This window comes from Mycobacterium persicum, assembly GCF_002086675.1.
In the GTDB taxonomy this organism is placed as follows: domain Bacteria; phylum Actinomycetota; class Actinomycetes; order Mycobacteriales; family Mycobacteriaceae; genus Mycobacterium; species Mycobacterium persicum.
The window spans coordinates 1-18,770 of record NZ_MVIF01000108.1; the positions used below are offsets into that span (position 1 = coordinate 1).

Here is an 18,770-nt window from a genome sequence, read left to right on the forward strand (position 1 = left end):
TCGGGGAAACTCTCCATCCCCGCCCTCGGGTCACTAATTATCAGGGGGCGAGTGCCTCACCCAAGGTTGGCAGAGAGGGCGGCGGCGAAAGCTTGTGCCTGTGCCTGACGAGATGCCTGTTCTGCGGCGGTGCGACTGGTTCGGGTATCGGCGACCGAGAGATCTTCGCCGACGTTGAAGCCGGCGTCGTTGGCGTCTTGGACGGCATAGATGACCCGCCGTTGGGCGGCGCCGATGGTTCCGGCGCCCTCACGCGCGATGACCGCAGCCTGACGCAGCTGGTCGGCCTTGGCGGTGACGATCACCAAATCACCGCCGGTTCGCGCCCGCAGCGCCTCACCGCCAGCGCCTTCCCAGACAATGGCGTGAGACTGGTTGCGCATCTGCAGGAACACGTCCTCCCACAGGTCGGCGGTCCTGGACCAGTAGTGGGCCGCATCGATGAGATGCTCGGTATCCCAGGCCTGAAGCTGCGACAGGGTCGGAAGCATCTACACCATCCGCGGTCGGACGGCCGCCATCTCCCCCGCCGCCATACTCCACGGCACCTGCCTCCACCGCACCGGTCGTCGCCTGGGTCCGGATGGTCAATACTTCTGCGGCGAGGCCGACCGCCGTATGAGCGCCGCCCACCGCCGCCGTCGTGGGTTGACACGGCCGCCCCGGTGTCGGTGATGCCAGGACGCCAAATCTAGTGCTTAGCTCACGCCACTGGCTCGCCGAGGCTTTGAGCTGATAGACATCGACGCGCAGCTCACCGGTCTCCATCCTCGGGAAGTCTAATGATGTGGCGAGGGTCGGCAACTCACCGGAGGTCGTCGGTCGCGGTGAACTGGGCCCAAGGGAACGACCAGACGAACTCTTGATCCCGACGCCAGGACCATCCAAGCGTTGGCGGGATCCGCCCAGCAATTTGCAGCGGCGCCCTGTTGATCGACCAGTACCCCCAGGAATTCAGCGCTATCGAAACAAGAGCACGCGCGAGCGGAGCAGCCGGCAATGGCATCAGCGATTGTTGCCCAGTTCCGTGGCGACGCAAAGCGTGTCGCGGCCCTGCTCGATGTGGTGTGAGAAGCTGCGGCCGATGCACTGCAAGCATTGCAACCGCACAGCTGGCTAGGATGAGTTCGTGATGTTGGTCGACACCGGCAGCGCCATCTGCCCGGCGCGCAGCTGGACAATAATGCGCCGGCTGCCGCGGAAGAATGGGCTGCAGAACGAGAAATGTTGGGCCGCAATATATCCAGTGATTCAATGCAACTCCACTGCGTCAGCATCGCCTTGCTGATCGCCGAAGCCGGCGGTGATCCGTGGGCGATCAACCGGAGCCTCCAAGCGGGTCGTCCAGCGCAGATTTCCGACCTGGCCAAAGCTTTCCATGACGCTGGTGCCTCAACGGCCGAGGCCGACGCGGCCTTCAACCAGGCACTGCGGCGTTTCGAATGGGCCTGGAACCGGGAGAACGGCGAGCACCCAATCAACGACTCCGCCGAGGTGCAGCGCGTAACCACGTCGCTGAAGCTCCAGGCCGCGCAATTGCCCAGGATCGCCGTCGATTTGGAGAATATTGCGGCCACCCTGGCCCAGGCACAACGGTCCGCCGGGTGGTACATCTCAGCGCTCGAGCAGGACCTTGAAGATATCGACTGCGAGATCGGTGAGGCCCTCGCCGCCGACGATCAAACGGAGGCCAATGCGCTGTGCGACGACGCCGTTGCCGAAACACGGGCAGTCCTGGCCCAGCTCAACCACATTCGTGACAATTATTCGGCGATTTTGCAAAGTGGGCTCGGCAATCTGCGCGCCGACGGCGTCGATCCGGCAGAGGTCGCAATAGCCGACGAACTTTTGATCCCACCTCCTGACACCGGTCCAGAGCAGGTCAAGCGCTGGTGGGAGTCACTCAGCGACGAGCAAAGACGACTGTTGGTCGATCAACACCCGCAGGAGTTGGGCAACCTCAATGGCATTCCGGCCGAAGTGCGCGGCCAGGTCAACCTCGCGGTGATGAACGACGACCTCCGACGGGTCGAAGATGCCGCCGGACAGCATGGACTGTCGCCAAAGGCCCTTCGGGATAATGCCCTTAACAACGTGAGCAACGATGTGTTCAGCAACCCCGGCAAGTACGGACTCACCGCCGCAGATATCACCCGGTATCAGAACGCGGTAAAGACCAACCAGGGCCTAAACCATGATCGCGGGGACCCCGCGAAGCCGAGGCCTGTCATGCTGTGGGCCTACGATCCGTTGGCGTATAACGGCAAGGGCAGGGCGGCGATCGCAATCGGCAACCCGGATAAAACGCCGAACATCGCCGTCATCGTGCCCGGTACCAACAGCAGCGTAAAGGGAGGCTGGTTGTATGACGGGCACAACGATGCCATCAATCTCTTCGAGCAGTCGACCAAAGCTGACCCGACCCATCCAACCTCGGTGATCGCCTGGATGGGCTATGACGCTCCCGAGTTTGAATTCCAGAATCCCGAAGCGGCCGTGACCGACCCGTCGAAACTGCAACAGGTCGGCACACCCTGGATGGCGCGCCAGGGAGGCGCGGTGCTGGCCGCCGACGTCAACGGCTTGGCGGTTACTCACGATGGCGGTATCTCGTCTCACGTCACCGTCATCGGGCACTCCTACGGTTCGACGACAGTCGCCGATGCGTTCGCCAACAGTGGTATGCGCGCCAACGATGCCGTGTTGATCGGCTGCCCAGGAACCGATCTGGCGCACAGCGCCGCCGACTTCCACCTCAACGGCGGAAACGTCTACGTGGGTGCCGCCTCCACCGACGCGATCAGCTGGATCGGAGAATCTGGTGGCGCCGTGCCCAATTGGGTCAACAACGCACTCGGCTACCCGCTCGGGCCATTAGCGGGACTGGGCGGCGACCCCGCTCACGACGGTTTCGGCTCAGTGCGAATCCGCGCCGAAGTCGCCGGCTCACACAACGTGGCCCCGTGGTTCAACGACCATTCGCACTACTACAACATGGGCAGCGAGGCGCTGCACAATATGACTGAAATCGCTGTCGGCCACGGAAACAACCTCGCAGGAGAAGGAATGCTGGCACCACCCCGAGCCGAAGAACGAATCTCCACCCCGACCCAGGTGCATACCCCGTTCGGAACGATTCCACTACCGCACGTCGAAATCCAAACGCCTGTCACCGTTGACCCCGAATGGGACCGGCCAGGGGACTCAGTCACCAATGACCACGAGTTCAAGTAATTGCCTCAGGTCAGGCCTGCTGCGGCTTGCGGTCGTAGCGCTGACGGTGGTTTTAGCCTTGGGAGGTTGTTCGCTGATGTATCCATTTGCGCACGATGTTGACCACCCCGAACATCCGCTCTCCGACGAGCAGGCCATGGCGCAGGTGGTCGACCCTGCCAAACAAATTGCGAAAGTGGCTGGATTACAGAATGTTTCAGGGGTATTTGGCTGGGAATCCTGCAACGATCAGGGCGACCCACCCTACCGAGGACGTGTCGACATGGGATACGACATGCCGGTAGGTGTCGACCCTCAAACCTATTTTGAGCGGATCGCTAGGGCGATGATCGCCCAAGGTTGGTCAGATGGCCCACCTGCTGGGCTGCATGCTTTTGGTCGCGTGATTCACAAAGACGGCGTAATGGCGATCATCGGCGTGCACTCTGGTGGCAAACAGTGGGGCTCGGTAGAGCTTTCTGGCGAATGTCGCAACATGGGTGCTCACCGCCACGATGGCAAATGGTACGACATCAAGGACCAACTGAATGCGGGATAAACCCGTGCCTGCAACGGTTTTGCCGCATAGGCAGTGCTTGTCTAGCGGCGAGCTCCATCACCAATGACGATGAGTTCGAATGATCGATTCCGGCGATGGCCGGAACGTCTGGCATGGCCGCTGACGGTGGTTTTAGTCTTGGGAGGTTGTTCGCTGATGTATCCATTTGCGCACGATGTTGACCACCCCGAACATCCGCTCTCTGACCAGCAGGCCATGGCCCAGGTGATCGAGCCGGCCAAGCAAATCGCAAAAATAGCAGGGCTGCAAGATGTTTCAGGAGGATTCAGCTGGGAGTCCTGCAACGATCAGGGCGATCCACCCTACCGTGGTCGGGTCGACATGACCTTCATCGTTCCGCTTGGCATCGACCACAGCGCCTACTTCGAGCAAGTTGCGGCGACGATGGTGGCTCACGGTTGGTCGTCCGGCGCGCCTCCGGGACAGCACCTGTTCGGAACGGTGATTCACAAAGATGGTGTCATGGCAACTATCGGCGTAAGTCATTTTCCCGGCGCCGATGGGGCGATCGAGCTTTCCGGCGAATGCCGCAATATGAACAACCACCGCACTGACAGCAACGGGTTCAGCATCAAAGACCAGCTTCGTGGCCAGTGAAGCTGCGCCTAGCTGCCGCCGCGCTCGCTAACCCGTCCGCACCAACGAAATCTGGTGCCGCCCAATCGGAACCGCTACGATCGACCCGACAGGCTGACCATCCAGCCGCACCTGCACGCCGTCAGGCAAACCACCGAGGGTGATCTGCGCGGCTGTATCAGACGCCACCGCGATGCTCGACGACGGCAACGACGCCAGCCCGGCCCGCTCGACGTCGACAGTGAGACTGGCGACTCCGGCGAGCCGCAGCGTCAGATACGGCAGCGCGTCGGCGGGACCCGTTACCCGCCAATCCAATTCGGTGTACAACCCGGGCGTGCGATCGAAGTGCGGGACGAAGCCGCGGCGCCGGCGAATGCTGTGCATCGGATCCGGACGGGCATAGGAGCGGGCGTCGACTTCCGCGGTGGCGCCGCGCCGGGCCGTCACCGCGGGATCGGCGGTCAGCTCGGACAACCACCACACCTGATGCGGCCCGATGCCGAGGTCCGCACGCACCAACTGCGGATACCACGCGAACGTGATGTGCCCCGGATCCGCTTGGCGCAGAACGGTTCCCATATGCGCGATCGGATCGTCAAACTTGTCCTGCAGCACCCAGGCGACGTGATCCTCGAACGGGTACACGGTGAACCGGTAGCGGTAACCCAACCTGTCCAGTTCCAGCACCTGCTCGGCCGCCGAGGAAAACGGCACCAACTCGTCGAGCAACCCGTGGGCGATGACGAACGGCAGCCACCGGGCATTGGCCAGCAGCTCCCAGGTGTCACCCTCGCGGGCACAGTGCGAGTCCAGGTCGAGATCGGCAGGAATGTCGACATTGGGCAGCAGCCGCACCCCGCACGTCGGCAGCCCGGCCAGCACCACGGCCCGCGCGAACACCTCCGGGTACGTCAGCCCCAGCTTGTAGGCCGCGTAACCGCCCATCGAGTAGCCGGAGACGACGGTACGGTTGGGGTCGGTGCCCAGCTGCTCGGCCACCCGCCCCCACACTTCCCACACGTCGAGTTCGCCGGCATCGAAATACCAGGTCGACGGACCTCGACCCAGCGGCGTCACCACTACCGAGCCGCGCGTCTCACACACTTCGTGCAACAAGCGGGGGTCGATCGCGGCGAACTGGGTTTGCCCCAGCGCCAGCGAGTGCAGCAACAGCGTCAGCGGCAACGCCCGCCCGGGCGCATACGTCGACGGCAGGCACACCGAACAGGGCTGCACCCGACCCAGAAACTGCGGGTCGGTGTCCAGCACGGTCCCCGCCGCAACACCTTGGCCCAGCTCAATCGAGGACACGTACCACCGTGTCGAGGGTCCGGTGATCACCGGCTCGGACGTGGTTTCGCGGGCCACAAGCCGGTCCCACTCGACGGCCACCGCGAACTCGGAGACATCGCCGCTGGTCAGGGCGGCGGCTTGGGCGGCATCGGACCAGAAGTTGAGGTGCGGCTGCTCCTGAGTGGGCGCGGAAGGCGACGTTGTAGACATTCGGCTGACCGGGCAGCGCGCCCCTTTCCGCCGGCACATCGGCGAAGCCGTCGCCCGCCGAGTCGGCCAACCCCGCGACCAGCCGAACTGTCCACGTCCCGGCCGGTTCCAGCACCGACCGCGAGACCTGAGCCAGAAACGACCGTGCCGCCAGGTCGACGCTGTGCTCGACCGGCGTCGCGACCTGGGTGGTCAGGTCGATCAGCCGGGCACTGCGACCCGAAACCAGCAGGGCCATATCGATGCCCGCCGACCGCACCCCGGCCCCCGGCCGGCCACACCGCCGACGCGGCCCGGCCGCGATCGGTATCGAAGGTGAACAGCGCGATCGGCACGGTGGCATCCACCAAGGTGTTCCAGTCGATCCGCCACCAGGTGTGGGTCTCGGTGAGCCCGATCGCGACGGGAAGATGTCGACGCCGTTGCCCGCCGCGGGCCCGGCCGGATACACGTAGGTGCCTCGCGGCGGCGCCTGGACTTTCAGGTCGCCCACCGGCAGACCCGTCGCGCCGTGATCGTCGTAAAGGAAGTCGGTCCAAAACACTGCCCCGCCGGCCACCCGAGCCGCCCCGCAGGTTCGCGGAAACTGCTCGCCGAACGGCTATCCCGCCGGCGCCGGAAGCGTCGGCTCGGGCCGCCGAGCCGCCGGCGGCGCGCCCTCCGGCATCCCGTCGACCACGACCAGTTCAGCCGGCGGCGCCGGCGCCGGGTGCACCACCGCGTCGGCGACATGGCGGGCGATACGTAACGGAAGCAGAGTCAGATCCAACAGCGACACGACGCCAACCTACCCGGCGCCGGTGACATCAAACCGGTACCACCGCCAGCTCGTGCGGCCGATGGTTGACCGGCAGGGCACCCCCCTCGGTCACCACCACGATGTCCTCGATGCGGGCGCCCCACCGGCCCGGGAAATAGATGCCCGGCTCGACGGAAAACGCCATGCCCGCAACCAGCGGCAGATCGTTGCCGGCCACGATGTAGGGCTCTTCGTGCACGCTCAATCCGATGCCGTGCCCGGTGCGGTGCACGAAATACTCGGCCAATCCGGCCTCGGCCAGCACGTCGCGGGCCGCCGCGTCGACCTGTGCGGCCGTCACTCCCGGACGCACCGCCTCAACGGCGGCGCGCTGGGCTCGTTGCAGTATCGAATACTGGTGCGCCACAGTCGGATCAGGTTCGCCGATGCTGTAGGTGCGGGTGCAGTCGGAGTGGTATCCGGGCTCGACGGTCCCACCGATGTCGACGACCACGATGTCACCAACCTGGAGTGTGCGGTCCGAAAACCGGTGATGCGGGTCGGCGCCGTGCGGCCCGGAGCCGACGATGACAAACGCCACCTGAGAATGTCCTTCGGCGACAATCGCTTCGGCGATGTCGGCGGCAACCTCGGCCTCGGTCCGGCCCGGAACCAGCAACTCCGGCACCCGGGCGTGCACCCGATCGATGGCCGCACCCGCCCGCCGCAGCGCGTCAATCTCGGCCTCCTCCTTAACCATCCGCAGCGTGCGCAGCACATCGGTGGCCAAAACCGGCAGCACGCCCAACGCGGCGGCCAGCGGCAGCAGATGCAGCGCCGGCATGGAGTCGCTGACCGCACTCGCCTGGCCGGCGCCCAACGCGGCCGCCACCAGTTGGTACGGATCGTCGCCGTCGACCCAGGTCCGCACGCCTAGCCCCAGAGCATCGGCAGACTCCGCGAAAGTGGCGACCTCCAGCCGCGGCACGACGATCGTCGGCTCACCCGAAGCCGGCAGCACCAGCGCGGTGAGCCGCTCGAACGTCTCCGCGCGCGAGCCGATGAGATAGCGCAAGTCATAGCCCGGGGTGATCACCAGACCGGCCAAGCCGGCGTCGGCGGCCACGGCTGCCGCCGCAGCCAATCGTCGCGCGTACACCGCGGTGTCGAATCGGCGAGAGTCCATGGCAGTCAGGCTAACCGCGCCCGGCGGGCCTGGCAGGATGGCTCGCATGCCCGCTCCCCTACTGCTGCTGGACAGCGCCAGCATGTGGTTTCGCTCCTTCTTCGGCGTGCCGTCGTCGATCACCGCCCCGGACGGCCGCCCGGTCAACGCCGTACGCGGGTTCATCGACTCGATGGCGGTGGTGATCACCCAGCAGCGACCCAGCCGACTGGTCGTGTGCCTGGACCTGGATTGGCGGCCACAGTTTCGGGTCGACCTCATCCCCTCCTACAAAGCACACCGGGTGGCCGTGGAAGAGCCAGCAGGCCAGCCCGACATCGAGGAGGTGCCCGACGAGCTGACCCCGCAGGTCGACATGATCATGGAGCTGCTCGACGCGTTCGGGATCCCGACGGCCGGGGCACCAGGTTTCGAGGCCGACGACGTGATCGGCACACTGGCAGCCCAGGAACGCCACGATCCGGTGGTTGTCGTCAGTGGTGACCGCGACCTGCTGCAGGTGGTGACCGACGATCCGGTCCCCATTCGGGTGCTTTACCTCGGTCGCGGGCTGTCCAAAGCCACCATGTTCGGACCCGCCGAGGTCGCCGAACGCTATGGCTTGCCGACGGATCGGGCCGGCTCGGCCTACGCCGAACTGGCGCTGCTGCGCGGCGATCCCTCCGACGGATTGCCCGGAGTGCCCGGCGTCGGCGAGAAGACGGCGTCCGCCCTGCTGGCACAGTACGGCTCGCTGGATCAGATCCTGGCCACCGCCGACGACCCCAGGTCGGGGATGGCCAAGGGACTTCGAGCGAAACTGCTTGGCGCATCGGCCTATATCGAGGCCGCGGGTTCGGTGGTGCGGGTGGCCACCGACGCACCGGTCAAGCTTTCGACGCCCACCGACTCACTACCGCTGGCCGCCGCCGACCCGGCACGCACTGCCGAACTGGCGACTCGATACGGCGTCGGGTCCTCGATTGCCCGACTGCAAAAGGCGCTGGACGAACTGCCACCATCACAGCATGGTGACGGCTACTGCGGCCGGCCGACCTCGTAGGTGCCCTTGTTGTCCTGGAACGTCACCGTCACGCGCTTGGACGCGCCGTCGATGCTGACGGTGCACTCGAAGGTGGCGCCCTTCTTGACGGTCGGGTTGGACCCGTTGTTGCACTTGACGTCCTTGACGTTCTTGGCGCCGTAGCCGTTGGTCTCGTCGGTCAGGATCTGCTGGACGCCGGCGTTGGCCTTGTTGACGTCCAGCTTGGTGGTGACGAAGAACCCGGGCTCCCAGAAACCGAGCACCAGGACCACGCCGATGATGAGTACCGCGAACACACCGACGACACCGCCGATGATCGCCATTGAACGCTTGGAACCCTTGGCCGACTGCTCGTAGGGAGCGTATTGCCCGGGATACTGGCCCGGCTGGCCATATTGGCCGGCCTGGCCGTACTGGCCGGGCTGGCCCGGTTGTCCCGGCGGTGCGTATTGGCCCGGCTGGCCGTACTGGGCCGGAGCCCCGTACTGCCCCGGTTGCGCGTATTGCGGAGTAGGACCGAATTGGGTGGCCTGCGAACCGAAGTCGGGCTGCCCGTAGCCGGGAGTGGACTGCGGATACTGCTGCGGATACGCCGGGTCGACCGGCTGTTGGTACTGCGGATACTCCGCAGGTGTGTAAGCCGGAGCCTGCCACGTCGCATCCTGAGTTGGCTGCTGCTGCCACGGTGAACCCGCCATGGTCGGGTCCGAGGAACGATCGCCCTGCCCGGGCGACTGCCACGACTGCCTCGGGTCTGATCCCTGCGGTCCGCTCATCGCATCTCCTGTATTCCTGCGGTCACATTCCGGACATAACCGTAGCTCCGGGCCAGCCTACCCGGCGTCAACCGCGACGACGCCGCGCCGGATGTCGTTGATGGCGCGCTTGGCCACAGCGCGCACTTCGGGGTCCGGGGCGGCGTTGCGCACTTGGTCCAGCAGGTCGAGCACCTGCCGGCACCAGCGCACGAAATCACCTGCCAACAACGGGGAACCGGCGCCGGTGGCGTCGGCGGCCGCCAATGCCGCCGCGAGATCACCCGTGCGCGCCCATCGATAAATGACGTTGACGAAGCCGTCGTCGGGCTCCCTGCTCTGGCCGATCCGGTGCGTCTGCTCGTCGGCGCGCAGCTCCGCCGACAGCCTCGCGGTCTGGCCGAGCGCCTGCCGCAACCGCGGCGTCGGTGCCTCTGCCCCCGACGACGCGCCCGGCCCGTCACCACCGCGCGATTCGTACAGCACCGCCGAGACGACCGCGGCCAACTCGGGCGGCTTCAAACCGGCCCAGGCGCCGGTCCGCAGGCACTCGGCCACCAACAGGTCGCTTTCGCTGTAGATGCGGGCCAGCAACCGGCCGTCGTCGGTGACCTGGGGGTCGGTCGGCGGTCCGTGGATGAACTCACGCTCGGTGAGCAGGCCGACGATCCGGTCGAAGGTGCGCGCCAACGAGTTGGTGGCGGCGGCCACCTTGCGCTGCAGCTGCGCGTTGTCCCGTTCGATACGCAGATAACGTTCCGCCTGACGGACTTGAACCTCGACGTCGGGAGCGTGGTGGCTGGGGTGGCGGCGAAGCTGCTCGCGCAGCGACTCCAGGTCCGGGTCATGGTGGGCGCGTTTCTTGCCGCGCCGATCAGCCGGCGCGGTCAGGCCCGCGGCGGCCGACCGGAGCGCCGACGCCAGATCCCGGCGCACCCGCGGCTGACGGTATTCGACCCGTTTCGGCAGCGTCATCGATCCGACCGGCGGCACCCCACCCGAATAGTCGGCCGACGAAATGCGCCCGGCCCAGCGGTTTTCGGTCAGCACCAGCGGCCGCGGGTCGGCATTGTCGCGGGCGGACTCCAATACCACCGCCAGCCCGCCGCGCCGGCCGTGGGTGATGGTGATGATGTCTCCCTTGCGCAGCGCCGCCAACGCGTCGTTGGCCTCCTGCCGGCGCTGCAGCCGGGACGCGCGGGCCTGCGAACGCTCCATGTCCGACAGCTGCGCGCGCAGCCGGGCGTACTCGAGGATCGGCGCGTTGGGGCCACCGAGTTCGGCGGCGATCTCTTCGAGCATCCGGTTGCCGCGCTCGATGCCGCGGACCAGTCCGACGACCGACCGGTCGGCCTGGTACTGGGCAAACGACTGCTCCAGCAGCCGGTGCGCCTGTTCCGGACCCATCCGGTGCACCAGGTTGATCGTCATGTTGTACGACGGGACAAACGAGCTGCGCAGCGGAAAAGTGCGGGTTGCCGCCAGGCCGGCCACCTCGGCCGGCTCGCTGGTGCTGTCGGCGGGATGCCAGATCACCACCGCATGACCCTCGACATCGATGCCGCGTCGGCCGGCCCGGCCGGTCAACTGCGTGTATTCCCCCGGCGTCAGCGGCAGGTGCTGTTCGCCGTTGAACTTCACCAACCGCTCGAGCACCACGGTGCGGGCCGGCATGTTGATGCCGAGCGCCAACGTTTCGGTGGCGAACACCGCCTTGACCAGGCCGGCGGCGAACAGCTCCTCGACGGTGTGCCGGAATGCCGGCAGCATCCCAGCGTGGTGGGCGGCCAAACCGCGCAGTAGCCCCTCCCGCCACTCGTAGTAGCCGAGTACGGCCAGGTCGGCGTCGGCCAGATCGCCGCAGCGGTGATCGATCACCTCGGCAATCCGGGCGCGTTCCTCCTCGTTGGTGAGCCGCAGTGGTGAGCGCAGGCACTGCTGGACGGCGGCGTCGCAACCGGCCCGGGAGAACACGAACGTGATCGCCGGTAGCAACCCCTCGGAGTCGAGTTTCGCGATCACCTCCGGCCGCGCGGGCGGCCGATGGAAACGCGGCCGGCCGGGACCCCCTCGTCCGCCCTGCCGGCGGGGGCTGTGCCAGTCCGACATCCGGTCGGCCTCGCGGCGATGCGCGATGTGGCGCACCAAATCCGGGTTGACCCGCGGCCGTTGCGCGTCGGCGTCGTAGTCGAACAGGTCGAAAAGGCGCTTGCCCACCAAGATGTGTTGCCACAGCGGCACCGGCCGGTGCTCGTCGACGACGACCGTCGTGTCCCCCCGCACGGTCTGTATCCAGCCGCCGAATTCCTCGGCGTTGCTGACCGTCGCCGACAGGCTGACCACCCGCACCTCGGCGGGCAGTTGCAGGATGACCTCCTCCCACACCGGGCCCCGCATCCGGTCGGCCAGGAAATGCACCTCGTCCATCACGACGTGGGAGAGTCCTTGCAGCGCAGGCGAATCGGCGTACAGCATGTTGCGCAGCACCTCGGTGGTCATCACCACCACGGGCGCATTCGCGTTGACCGCGAGGTCCCCGGTGAGCAGCCCGATCTGGTCGCGGCCGTAGCGAACCGTCAGGTCGGTGTGCTTCTGGTTGCTCAAGGCCTTCAGTGGTGTGGTGTAGAAGCATTTGCCGCCGGCCGCCAGGGCCAGGTGCACGGCGAACTCGCCGACCACCGTCTTGCCGGCGCCGGTGGGCGCGCACACCAGGACCCCGTGGCCGCGTTCCAAAGCGGCACAGGCGCGCTGCTGAAAATCGTCGAGCGAGAAGGGCAGCTCAGCGGCAAACCGGGCCAGCTCGGGCAGATCTGTCACACCCGCCCTGATGCGATCGCTAGGTGACGTCGTCATGTGATCCGCCGATGACCGATGGTGCCGGTATCGGCTCGGGCGAATCGATGGCCGACGCTTCGTCGTCGGGAATCAACGGCTCCCGCTTGGCTTTCCGCTTGTCGTGCACCCGGGCGATCTGGATGGCGAATTCGAGCAGCACGGTCAACGCCACCCCGAGCGCGGTCATCGAGAACGGGTCCGACCCGGGCGTGAACACCGCCGCGAACACGAACATTGTGAAGATCAGGCCGCGCCGCCAGGACTTGAGCCGTTCATAGGTCAGCATGCCCGTCATGTTGAGCATCACGATCAGCAGCGGAAATTCGAAGCTGACCCCGAACACCACCAGCAGGTTGATCAGGAAGCCGAAGTACCGGTCGCCCGACAGCGCGGTCACCTGAACGTCGCTGCCGACGGTCAACAGGAAGCCCAGCGCCTTGGACAGCACTAGATAGGCCAGCACGGCACCGGCCACGAACAGCACCGCGGCCGGGATCACGAACGCCACCGCGAAGCGGCGCTCCTTCTTGTACAGCCCCGGCGTGATGAACGCCCACAGCTCGTAGAACCACACCGGACAGGCCAGCACGACACCGGCCGTCATCCCCACCTTGAGGCGCAACATGAACTGGTCGAACGGCGCGGTGGCCAGCAGTCGGCACTGCCCGTCGGCGCTGATGTCGGCGCGCGCCGACTGCGGCAACGAACAATAGGGATGGCGCAGCCACTCGCCCAGGCTCTGAAGCCCGAACACCGGATGCGAGTACCAGATGAACCCGAAGATCGTGGTGACCAGGATTGCGGCCAGTGAGATCAGCAGCCGGGTCCGCAGCTCGGTCAGGTGATCGACCAGTGACATCGTCGCGTCGGGATTGACGCGGCTACGCCTGTTGCGAGGGTTCAGCCGCTTGAGAACAGCGGCGGCACGCGTTGAGGCCCGGAAACCATTCCCCACGTTCGATCAGTGACGCTTGGGCACCGAGATGGTGGTGCCGGGCTAAGCCGGCCGCGCCTCGGTGTGACCGGGCTCGGTGCTCGCCGGAGGCTCGACCCGCTGCGACTGCACCGGCGTTGGGCTGGTTGCCGTGTTGGTTTCGATGGCAGGCGCTTGCGGTTTGGTCTCGGTCTGCATTTCCCGGATCTCGGACTTGAAGATGCGCATCGACTTGCCCAACGACCGCGCCGCATCGGGGAGCTTCTTGGCGCCGAACAGCACGATCACCACGACAGCGAGGATCGCCCAATGCCACGGACTAAGACTGCCCACTTTGATTACCTCCAGACGTTGACCCGATGTTACCGCAGCAGAGCTGCCAAGCCGCCCGGCCGCGCCGTCACTGCTGCACAGCGGCCCGATAGGCCTGCAATGCGGCTTCCGCGGCCGTCCGCACGCGCCGGGCGAGCGATTCCGGCGCCAGCACCTGCACATCGGAGCCCAAGCCCAGCATGAGACGAGTCATCCACTCCTCCGAGGCGTAGGTCATGGCCACCTCACAAGATCCGTCGGGCAGCTCACGCAGCTCCCGTATCGGGTAATACTCCAGCATCCACGACGCCGACGCCGCCACCCGCAGCGTTGCCGACGGCAGCGACGGATCCGCGTCGAACAGCGCCGTGTCCGGCGGCGCCTGCAGCGCCGGTTCCGGCGGCGTGGCCGGCTCGTCCAGCTCGCAGGCGTCGACGATCCGGTCGAACCGGAACAGCCGAACCCCTTCGGCCTCGCGCGACCAGGCCTCCAGATAGCTGTGGCCGCCGATCAGCAGCACCCGGATGGGATCGACGGTCCGGGTGGTGAGGGTGTCGTGCGACGCCGAGTAGTAGTCAATGGTCAGCGCCCGATTGTGGCGCACCGCGGCGCGCACCGTCGCCGCCGCCGCGTGCTCGGCCGGCGCCGGTTGGTCGGCGGCCGAAACCGTGCTGTCATGGCCGGCCGCGCCGGCCGCCGCCGAGATCTTGGCGATCGCGCTGCGGGCCGCCCGCGGATCGACGACGCCCGGGATGTCCGCCAGTGCCCGCAACGCCACCAGCAGCCCGGTGGCCTCCGGAGACGTCAGCTTCAACGGCCGGTCGATGCCCGCCGAGAACGTCACCTCGATGGTGTCTCCGGAGAACTCGAAGTCGATCAGATCTCCCGGGTAATAGCCGGGCAGTCCGCACATCCACAGCTGGTTGAGATCCTCCTCGAGCTGCTTGGCCGACACCCCGAGGTCGGCGGCGGCTTCCGCGCGGGTGATCCGCGGATTGGCCTGGAAGTACGGCACCATGTTGAGCAGCCGCACCAGCCGGGTGGACACGGCAGTCATCGCGCTGTCTCCGCGTGGGCACGCAATCGGGCCAACACGTCGTCGCGCAGGGCGGCCGGCTCCAAGACGATCGCGTCGGCTCCGTAGCCGGCGATCTCGCGCGCCAACCGGTCACTAGATCCGATGTCGAGTTCGAGCACGTCGCCGTCGCGACCGGCCAGTCTGCGGGGGCCGACGGGTCGCCCGGCTCGGCGCAGCGCGGTGGCCCGCCCGTCGGCGACCCAGACCGTGGCCTGCATACCGGTCGGCGCCTCAGTGACCTTCGCGGCCACGATGCCGCGCAGGTCGACGTCGTCGGGCACGGTGACCGCGCCGGCCGGGCCGATCGGGGTGATCTCCCCACCGATCCGCGACAACCGGAAAACGCGGGTGGCGTCGCGGTCGCGGTCGTGGCCGACGAGATACCAGCGGCCCCTCTCGGTGACCACGCCCCACGGTTCGACGGTGCGGGTGGTGTAGGGCTCGGCCCGCGACGACCGATGCGGGAACTGCACCGCCTGCCGAGAATCGATGGCAGACAACAGGATTCCCAGCACGTGTTCGGATCCGCGCAGCCCGGTCAGCCCGGCCGGGGAGGCAATGGTCACCGGCGCCCCGGCGTCCAAGGGGTCGACGTCCACCCCAGCGGCCCGCAGCTTGAGCAACGCGCCCTGGGTCGCGGTGATCAGTTCTGGCGACTCCCATAGTTGGGTGGCGACGGCAACGGCGGTCGCCTCGTCCGGGTTCAGGTCGACGGGTGGCAGCGCGTAGGCGTCGCGGTTGATCCGGTAGCCCTCCGTGGGGTCCAGGTTGGACACCTTGCCGACCTCCAGCGGGATGCCGAGGTCGCGCAGTTCGTTCTTGTCGCGCTCGAACATCCGGGAGAACGCCTCGGCGGTCGGGCTATCGGCATATCCCGCAACAGTGGCGCGGATCTTTTCGGCGGTGATGTAGCCGCGAGTAGACAGCAGCGCGATGACGAGATTGACCAGCCGTTCGACTTTCGAGGTCGCCATTGGTTCTTGAGCTACATGCTCGCGATCAGCCGTTTGACCCGCTCGTCGACCGAACGGAACGGGTCCTTGCACAGCACCGTGCGCTGCGCCTGGTCGTTGAGTTTGAGATGCACCCAGTCGACGGTGAAATCCCGTCCCGCGGCCTGCGCGGCGCTGATGAACTCGCCGCGCAGCCGCGCGCGCGTCGTCTGCGGCGGGTGGTCGACCGCATCGGCGATCTCCTCGTCGGTGGTGACGCGTGCCGCCAGACCCTTGCGCTGCAGCAGGTCGAAGACACCGCGCCCGCGTTTGATGTCGTGGTAGGCCAGGTCCAGTTGGGCGATCTTCGGGTCGGACAGCTCCATGTGGTAGCGGTCCTGGTAGCGCTGGAACAGCTTCCGTTTGATCACCCAGTCGATCTCGGTGTCCACCTTGGCGAAGTCCTGGCTCTCGACCGCGTCGAGCTGGCGCCCCCACAGGTCGACGACCTGCTCGATCTGCGGGTTTGGCTCCCGGTTCTGCAGATGGTCGACGGCGCGGGCGTGATACTCGCGCTGGATGTCCAGCGCGCTGGCCTGGCGCCCCCCGGCCAGCCGCACCGGCCGGCGGCCGGTGACGTCGTGGCTGACCTCGCGGATGGCGCGGATCGGGTTGTCCAGGGAAAAATCACGGAAGGCGACCCCTGCCTCGATCATTTCCAGCACCAGCGCAGCAGTGCCCACCTTCAGCATGGTCGTCGTCTCACACATGTTGGAATCGCCGACAATGACATGCAGCCGCCGGTATTTCTCGGCGTCGGCGTGCGGCTCGTCGCGGGTGTTGATGATCGGGCGTGATCGGGTGGTGGCGCTGGAGACGCCCTCCCAGATGTGCTCGGCGCGCTGGCTCAAGCAAAAGGTGGCCGCCTTGGGGGTCTGCAGCACCTTGCCGGCCCCGCAGATCAGCTGGCGGGTGACCAGGAACGGCAGCAGCACATCGGAGATGCGGGAGAACTCGCCTGCCCGAACGATCAGGTAGTTCTCGTGGCAGCCGTAGGAGTTGCCCGCCGAATCGGTGTTGTTCTTGAACAGGTAGATGTCGCCGCCGATGCCCTCGTCGGCAAGGCGTTGTTCGGCATCGATGAGCAGGTCCTCGAGCACCCATTCGCCGGCCCGGTCGTGGGTGACCAGCTGCACCAGGCTGTCGCATTCGGCGGTGGCGTATTCCGGATGACTTCCCACGTCGAGGTATAGGCGTGCGCCGTTGCGCAGGAAAACGTTGGAGCTGCGTCCCCAGGACACCACCCGGCGAAACAGGTAGCGCGCGACCTCGTCGGGGCTGAGCCGACGATGGCCGTGGAAGGTGCAGGTGACACCGAACTCGGTCTCGATGCCCATGATTCGTCGCTGCACGTAATCGAGGGTACTGGTTGTCGTGACGCGGCGGTGAGCAAGCCGCGCCACATGTCGGGACTTGTCGGGTTCAGGACGTCGAGCATCCAGGCGTCGAGTGTGCGTCCAGGGCGTCGAGTGTGCGCCGACGGTTTCCACTGTGTAGCCAGGGCGGCCGACGGGCCGTGAGCTCGCCACCGAGGCACGCTCGAAGCCCACAGTGCACGCTCGAAGCCCTGGATGCACACTCGACGCCGCGTCAGGTGCCGGTAACGCCGGCAATGGATCGCCCGGCGGCGCTAACCCCCGGAGCCTGGCCGTCGACCAATGCAGCCTTCAGTTGTGCACCGAATAACTTGAGCGATTCGGCATTCAACATTTCGTTGTGTGTGGAGTCGACGGCGTACTCGACGATATCGCCGCGGACATACGGCCGCCAATCCTCGAGCAGCGTCGAATCATTTCCGCCGCGGGTGGCCACGAATATGGTCAGGTCACCGTCAAAGACCGTCGGCCGATGCCCGGACCGATGCCGTTCATTGGCGATGCTGTTCGCGACCAGAATCTCCAGCAGCTGCGCGGACGGGAGCCCGAAATTGGCGTGCTGTCGTTCTGGGATCAATTCGGCAGCCCGCTGATAGGTAAAGGGTTCAAGATCATCTGCCGGCAAATCGATTCCATTCGCGCGCAGTACATATTTCAGGATTTCAGCTTCCCGCACCACGGCGGTGATGTCGTCCGTCACTTCGTCGGCGCACGGGGTCGCATCGAGAACGATGAGCCGCCCGACGACGCAGCCGCGCCGGCGAAGCTCGACGGCGAGCTCATGCACCACAAGCCCCCCGAACGACCAGCCGAGCAGGTGATATGGCCCACCGGGATACAACGATTGGACGGTGTCGGCATAGCGCTGCGCCATGTCACGGATCGACTCGGGCCCCGGGCCATCGTCGGGGACCTGCTGAATGCCGACAATCGGGCAGTCCAGGTAAGCACCCAGGGCGTGATAGGGCCAGCTCAACCCCACGGCTGTATGAATGCAGAACAGCGGAACCCCGACACCGTGTCGCAGCAGCTCCACCGGGGTCACCTCCGGTGACCGCACGGGTCGGCGCAGCTGTTGGCTCAGGCTCGCCACCGATGGCGCATCGAACAGGCTGCGCACGGTCAGGTCGACGTTCAGGGCTCGGCGTACTCCGGCGACCACCCGCATGGCCAGCAGCGAATTGCCGCCCAGATCGAAGAAGGACTCGTCGATGCCCACCCGGTACAGACCCAGCACCTGCGCGTAGATGCCGGCGAGGGTTTCCTCGACCGCGGTGGTCGGGGCACGGTAGCGGGTCGTGTGAGCGTAGTCGGGAGCCGGCAGGGCACGTTTGTCGAGTTTGCCGTTGACCGTCAACGGCAGCGCCGCCACGCTCACCACCGCCGCGGGCACCATATAGTCGGGCAACCGCTCGGCCAGCCGCGCGCGGACCTGCTCCGCCTGCACCTGCCCGACGACGTAGCCGACCAGCCGCCGGTCACCGGGACGGTCCTCGCGCGCGATCACCACCGCCTGCCGCCCCCCGACGGCCTCGGACAGCGCGGTGCTCACTTCACCCAACTCGATGCGGTACCCCCGGATTTTCACCTGCTCATCGGCGCGACCCAGATAGTCCAACTGCCCGTCGGCGCGCCAGCGCACCAAATCCCCGGTGCGATACATC

General features: G+C 66.5%; 13 protein-coding genes and 2 pseudogenes. 4 read left to right on the top strand and 11 right to left on the bottom strand.

Annotated features, from left to right (window positions below; all coding sequences use genetic code 11):
• Positions 1-59: 59 nt before the first annotated feature.
• A pseudogene (locus BST40_RS23625) lies at positions 60-491 on the bottom strand (hypothetical protein); the annotation flags it as partial.
• Between the two features lie 763 nt (positions 492-1,254).
• Between BST40_RS23625 and BST40_RS23635 the strand changes: the two are divergent.
• The 3 genes from BST40_RS23635 (at position 1,255) to BST40_RS23645 (ending at position 4,390) form a co-directional block, all read left to right on the top strand.
• The gene (locus BST40_RS23635; RefSeq protein ID WP_083155880.1) at positions 1,255-3,234 is read left to right on the top strand and encodes a putative alpha/beta hydrolase; all 1,980 of its coding nucleotides are present in this window, start codon (positions 1,255-1,257) and stop codon (positions 3,232-3,234) included.
• A gap of 76 nt (positions 3,235-3,310) precedes the next feature.
• Entirely contained in the window at positions 3,311-3,772 is a 462-nt protein-coding gene (locus BST40_RS23640) for a hypothetical protein (protein ID WP_082275683.1), read from the top strand.
• Positions 3,773-3,841: 69 nt separating this feature from the next.
• Positions 3,842-4,390 (top strand): hypothetical protein, encoded by a 549-nt coding sequence (locus tag BST40_RS23645; protein WP_244174473.1) that lies wholly within the window; start codon positions 3,842-3,844, stop codon positions 4,388-4,390.
• 27 nt (positions 4,391-4,417) lie between these two features.
• On the opposite strand, the pseudogene BST40_RS23650 reads toward BST40_RS23645, so the two are convergent.
• A pseudogene (locus BST40_RS23650) lies at positions 4,418-6,653 on the bottom strand (prolyl oligopeptidase family serine peptidase).
• Between the two features lie 28 nt (positions 6,654-6,681).
• Positions 6,682-7,800 carry a M24 family metallopeptidase gene (locus BST40_RS23655; protein WP_083155884.1) on the bottom strand — a complete coding sequence of 373 codons (1,119 nt, stop codon included), beginning with the start codon at positions 7,798-7,800 and terminating at the stop codon, positions 6,682-6,684.
• Between the two features lie 46 nt (positions 7,801-7,846).
• On the opposite strand from BST40_RS23655, the gene BST40_RS23660 reads away from it, so the two are divergent.
• The gene (locus BST40_RS23660) at positions 7,847-8,842 is read left to right on the top strand and encodes a 5'-3' exonuclease (RefSeq protein WP_083155886.1); all 996 of its coding nucleotides are present in this window, start codon (positions 7,847-7,849) and stop codon (positions 8,840-8,842) included.
• Here the strand turns inward: BST40_RS23660 and BST40_RS23665 are convergent.
• The 8 genes from BST40_RS23665 to BST40_RS23700 all read right to left on the bottom strand — a co-directional run.
• Positions 8,818-9,600, bottom strand: a complete 783-nt coding sequence (locus tag BST40_RS23665; protein WP_075549707.1) for a DUF4333 domain-containing protein — start codon at positions 9,598-9,600, stop codon at positions 8,818-8,820. The genes BST40_RS23660 and BST40_RS23665 overlap by 25 nt on opposite strands.
• Positions 9,601-9,657: 57 nt before the next feature.
• Positions 9,658-12,396: a DEAD/DEAH box helicase gene (locus tag BST40_RS23670; RefSeq protein WP_083155888.1), complete on the bottom strand. Its 2,739-nt coding sequence runs from the start codon at positions 12,394-12,396 to the stop codon at positions 9,658-9,660.
• 19 nt (positions 12,397-12,415) lie between these two features.
• Positions 12,416-13,273 (bottom strand): twin-arginine translocase subunit TatC, encoded by an 858-nt coding sequence (gene tatC / locus BST40_RS23675; protein ID WP_075549709.1) that lies wholly within the window; start codon positions 13,271-13,273, stop codon positions 12,416-12,418.
• Positions 13,274-13,411: 138 nt separating this feature from the next.
• Positions 13,412-13,681, bottom strand: a complete 270-nt coding sequence (gene tatA, locus BST40_RS23680) for a Sec-independent protein translocase subunit TatA (protein ID WP_075549710.1) — start codon at positions 13,679-13,681, stop codon at positions 13,412-13,414.
• A gap of 67 nt (positions 13,682-13,748) precedes the next feature.
• The gene (locus BST40_RS23685; protein WP_083155890.1) at positions 13,749-14,717 is read right to left on the bottom strand and encodes a helix-turn-helix transcriptional regulator; all 969 of its coding nucleotides are present in this window, start codon (positions 14,715-14,717) and stop codon (positions 13,749-13,751) included.
• Positions 14,714-15,712 carry a helix-turn-helix transcriptional regulator gene (locus BST40_RS23690; RefSeq protein ID WP_075549712.1) on the bottom strand — a complete coding sequence of 333 codons (999 nt, stop codon included), beginning with the start codon at positions 15,710-15,712 and terminating at the stop codon, positions 14,714-14,716. Before BST40_RS23690 ends, BST40_RS23685 begins: the two co-directional genes overlap by 4 nt.
• Positions 15,713-15,723: 11 nt before the next feature.
• Positions 15,724-17,082, bottom strand: a complete 1,359-nt coding sequence (pafA, locus tag BST40_RS23695) for a Pup--protein ligase (protein WP_089025287.1) — start codon at positions 17,080-17,082, stop codon at positions 15,724-15,726.
• 238 nt (positions 17,083-17,320) lie between these two features.
• On the bottom strand, positions 17,321-18,770 hold a 1,450-nt coding region (locus BST40_RS23700), incomplete at its 5' end, for a thioesterase domain-containing protein (RefSeq protein ID WP_142276795.1).

What these genes read in the sequence shown, in the direction of transcription:
- BST40_RS23635 (WP_083155880.1), top strand. Translation starts at nt 1,255, where the DNA reads ATGCAACTCCACTGCGTCAGCATCGCCTTGCTGATCGCCGAAGCCGGC.
- BST40_RS23640 (WP_082275683.1), top strand. Translation starts at nt 3,311, where the DNA reads ATGTATCCATTTGCGCACGATGTTGACCACCCCGAACATCCGCTCTCC.
- BST40_RS23645 (WP_244174473.1), top strand. Translation starts at nt 3,842, where the DNA reads ATGAGTTCGAATGATCGATTCCGGCGATGGCCGGAACGTCTGGCATGG.
- BST40_RS23655 (WP_083155884.1), bottom strand. Translation starts at nt 7,800, where the DNA reads ATGGACTCTCGCCGATTCGACACCGCGGTGTACGCGCGACGATTGGCT.
- BST40_RS23660 (WP_083155886.1), top strand. Translation starts at nt 7,847, where the DNA reads ATGCCCGCTCCCCTACTGCTGCTGGACAGCGCCAGCATGTGGTTTCGC.
- BST40_RS23665 (WP_075549707.1), bottom strand. Translation starts at nt 9,600, where the DNA reads ATGAGCGGACCGCAGGGATCAGACCCGAGGCAGTCGTGGCAGTCGCCC.
- tatC (WP_075549709.1), bottom strand. Translation starts at nt 13,273, where the DNA reads ATGTCACTGGTCGATCACCTGACCGAGCTGCGGACCCGGCTGCTGATC.
- BST40_RS23685 (WP_083155890.1), bottom strand. Translation starts at nt 14,717, where the DNA reads ATGACTGCCGTGTCCACCCGGCTGGTGCGGCTGCTCAACATGGTGCCG.
- BST40_RS23690 (WP_075549712.1), bottom strand. Translation starts at nt 15,712, where the DNA reads ATGGCGACCTCGAAAGTCGAACGGCTGGTCAATCTCGTCATCGCGCTG.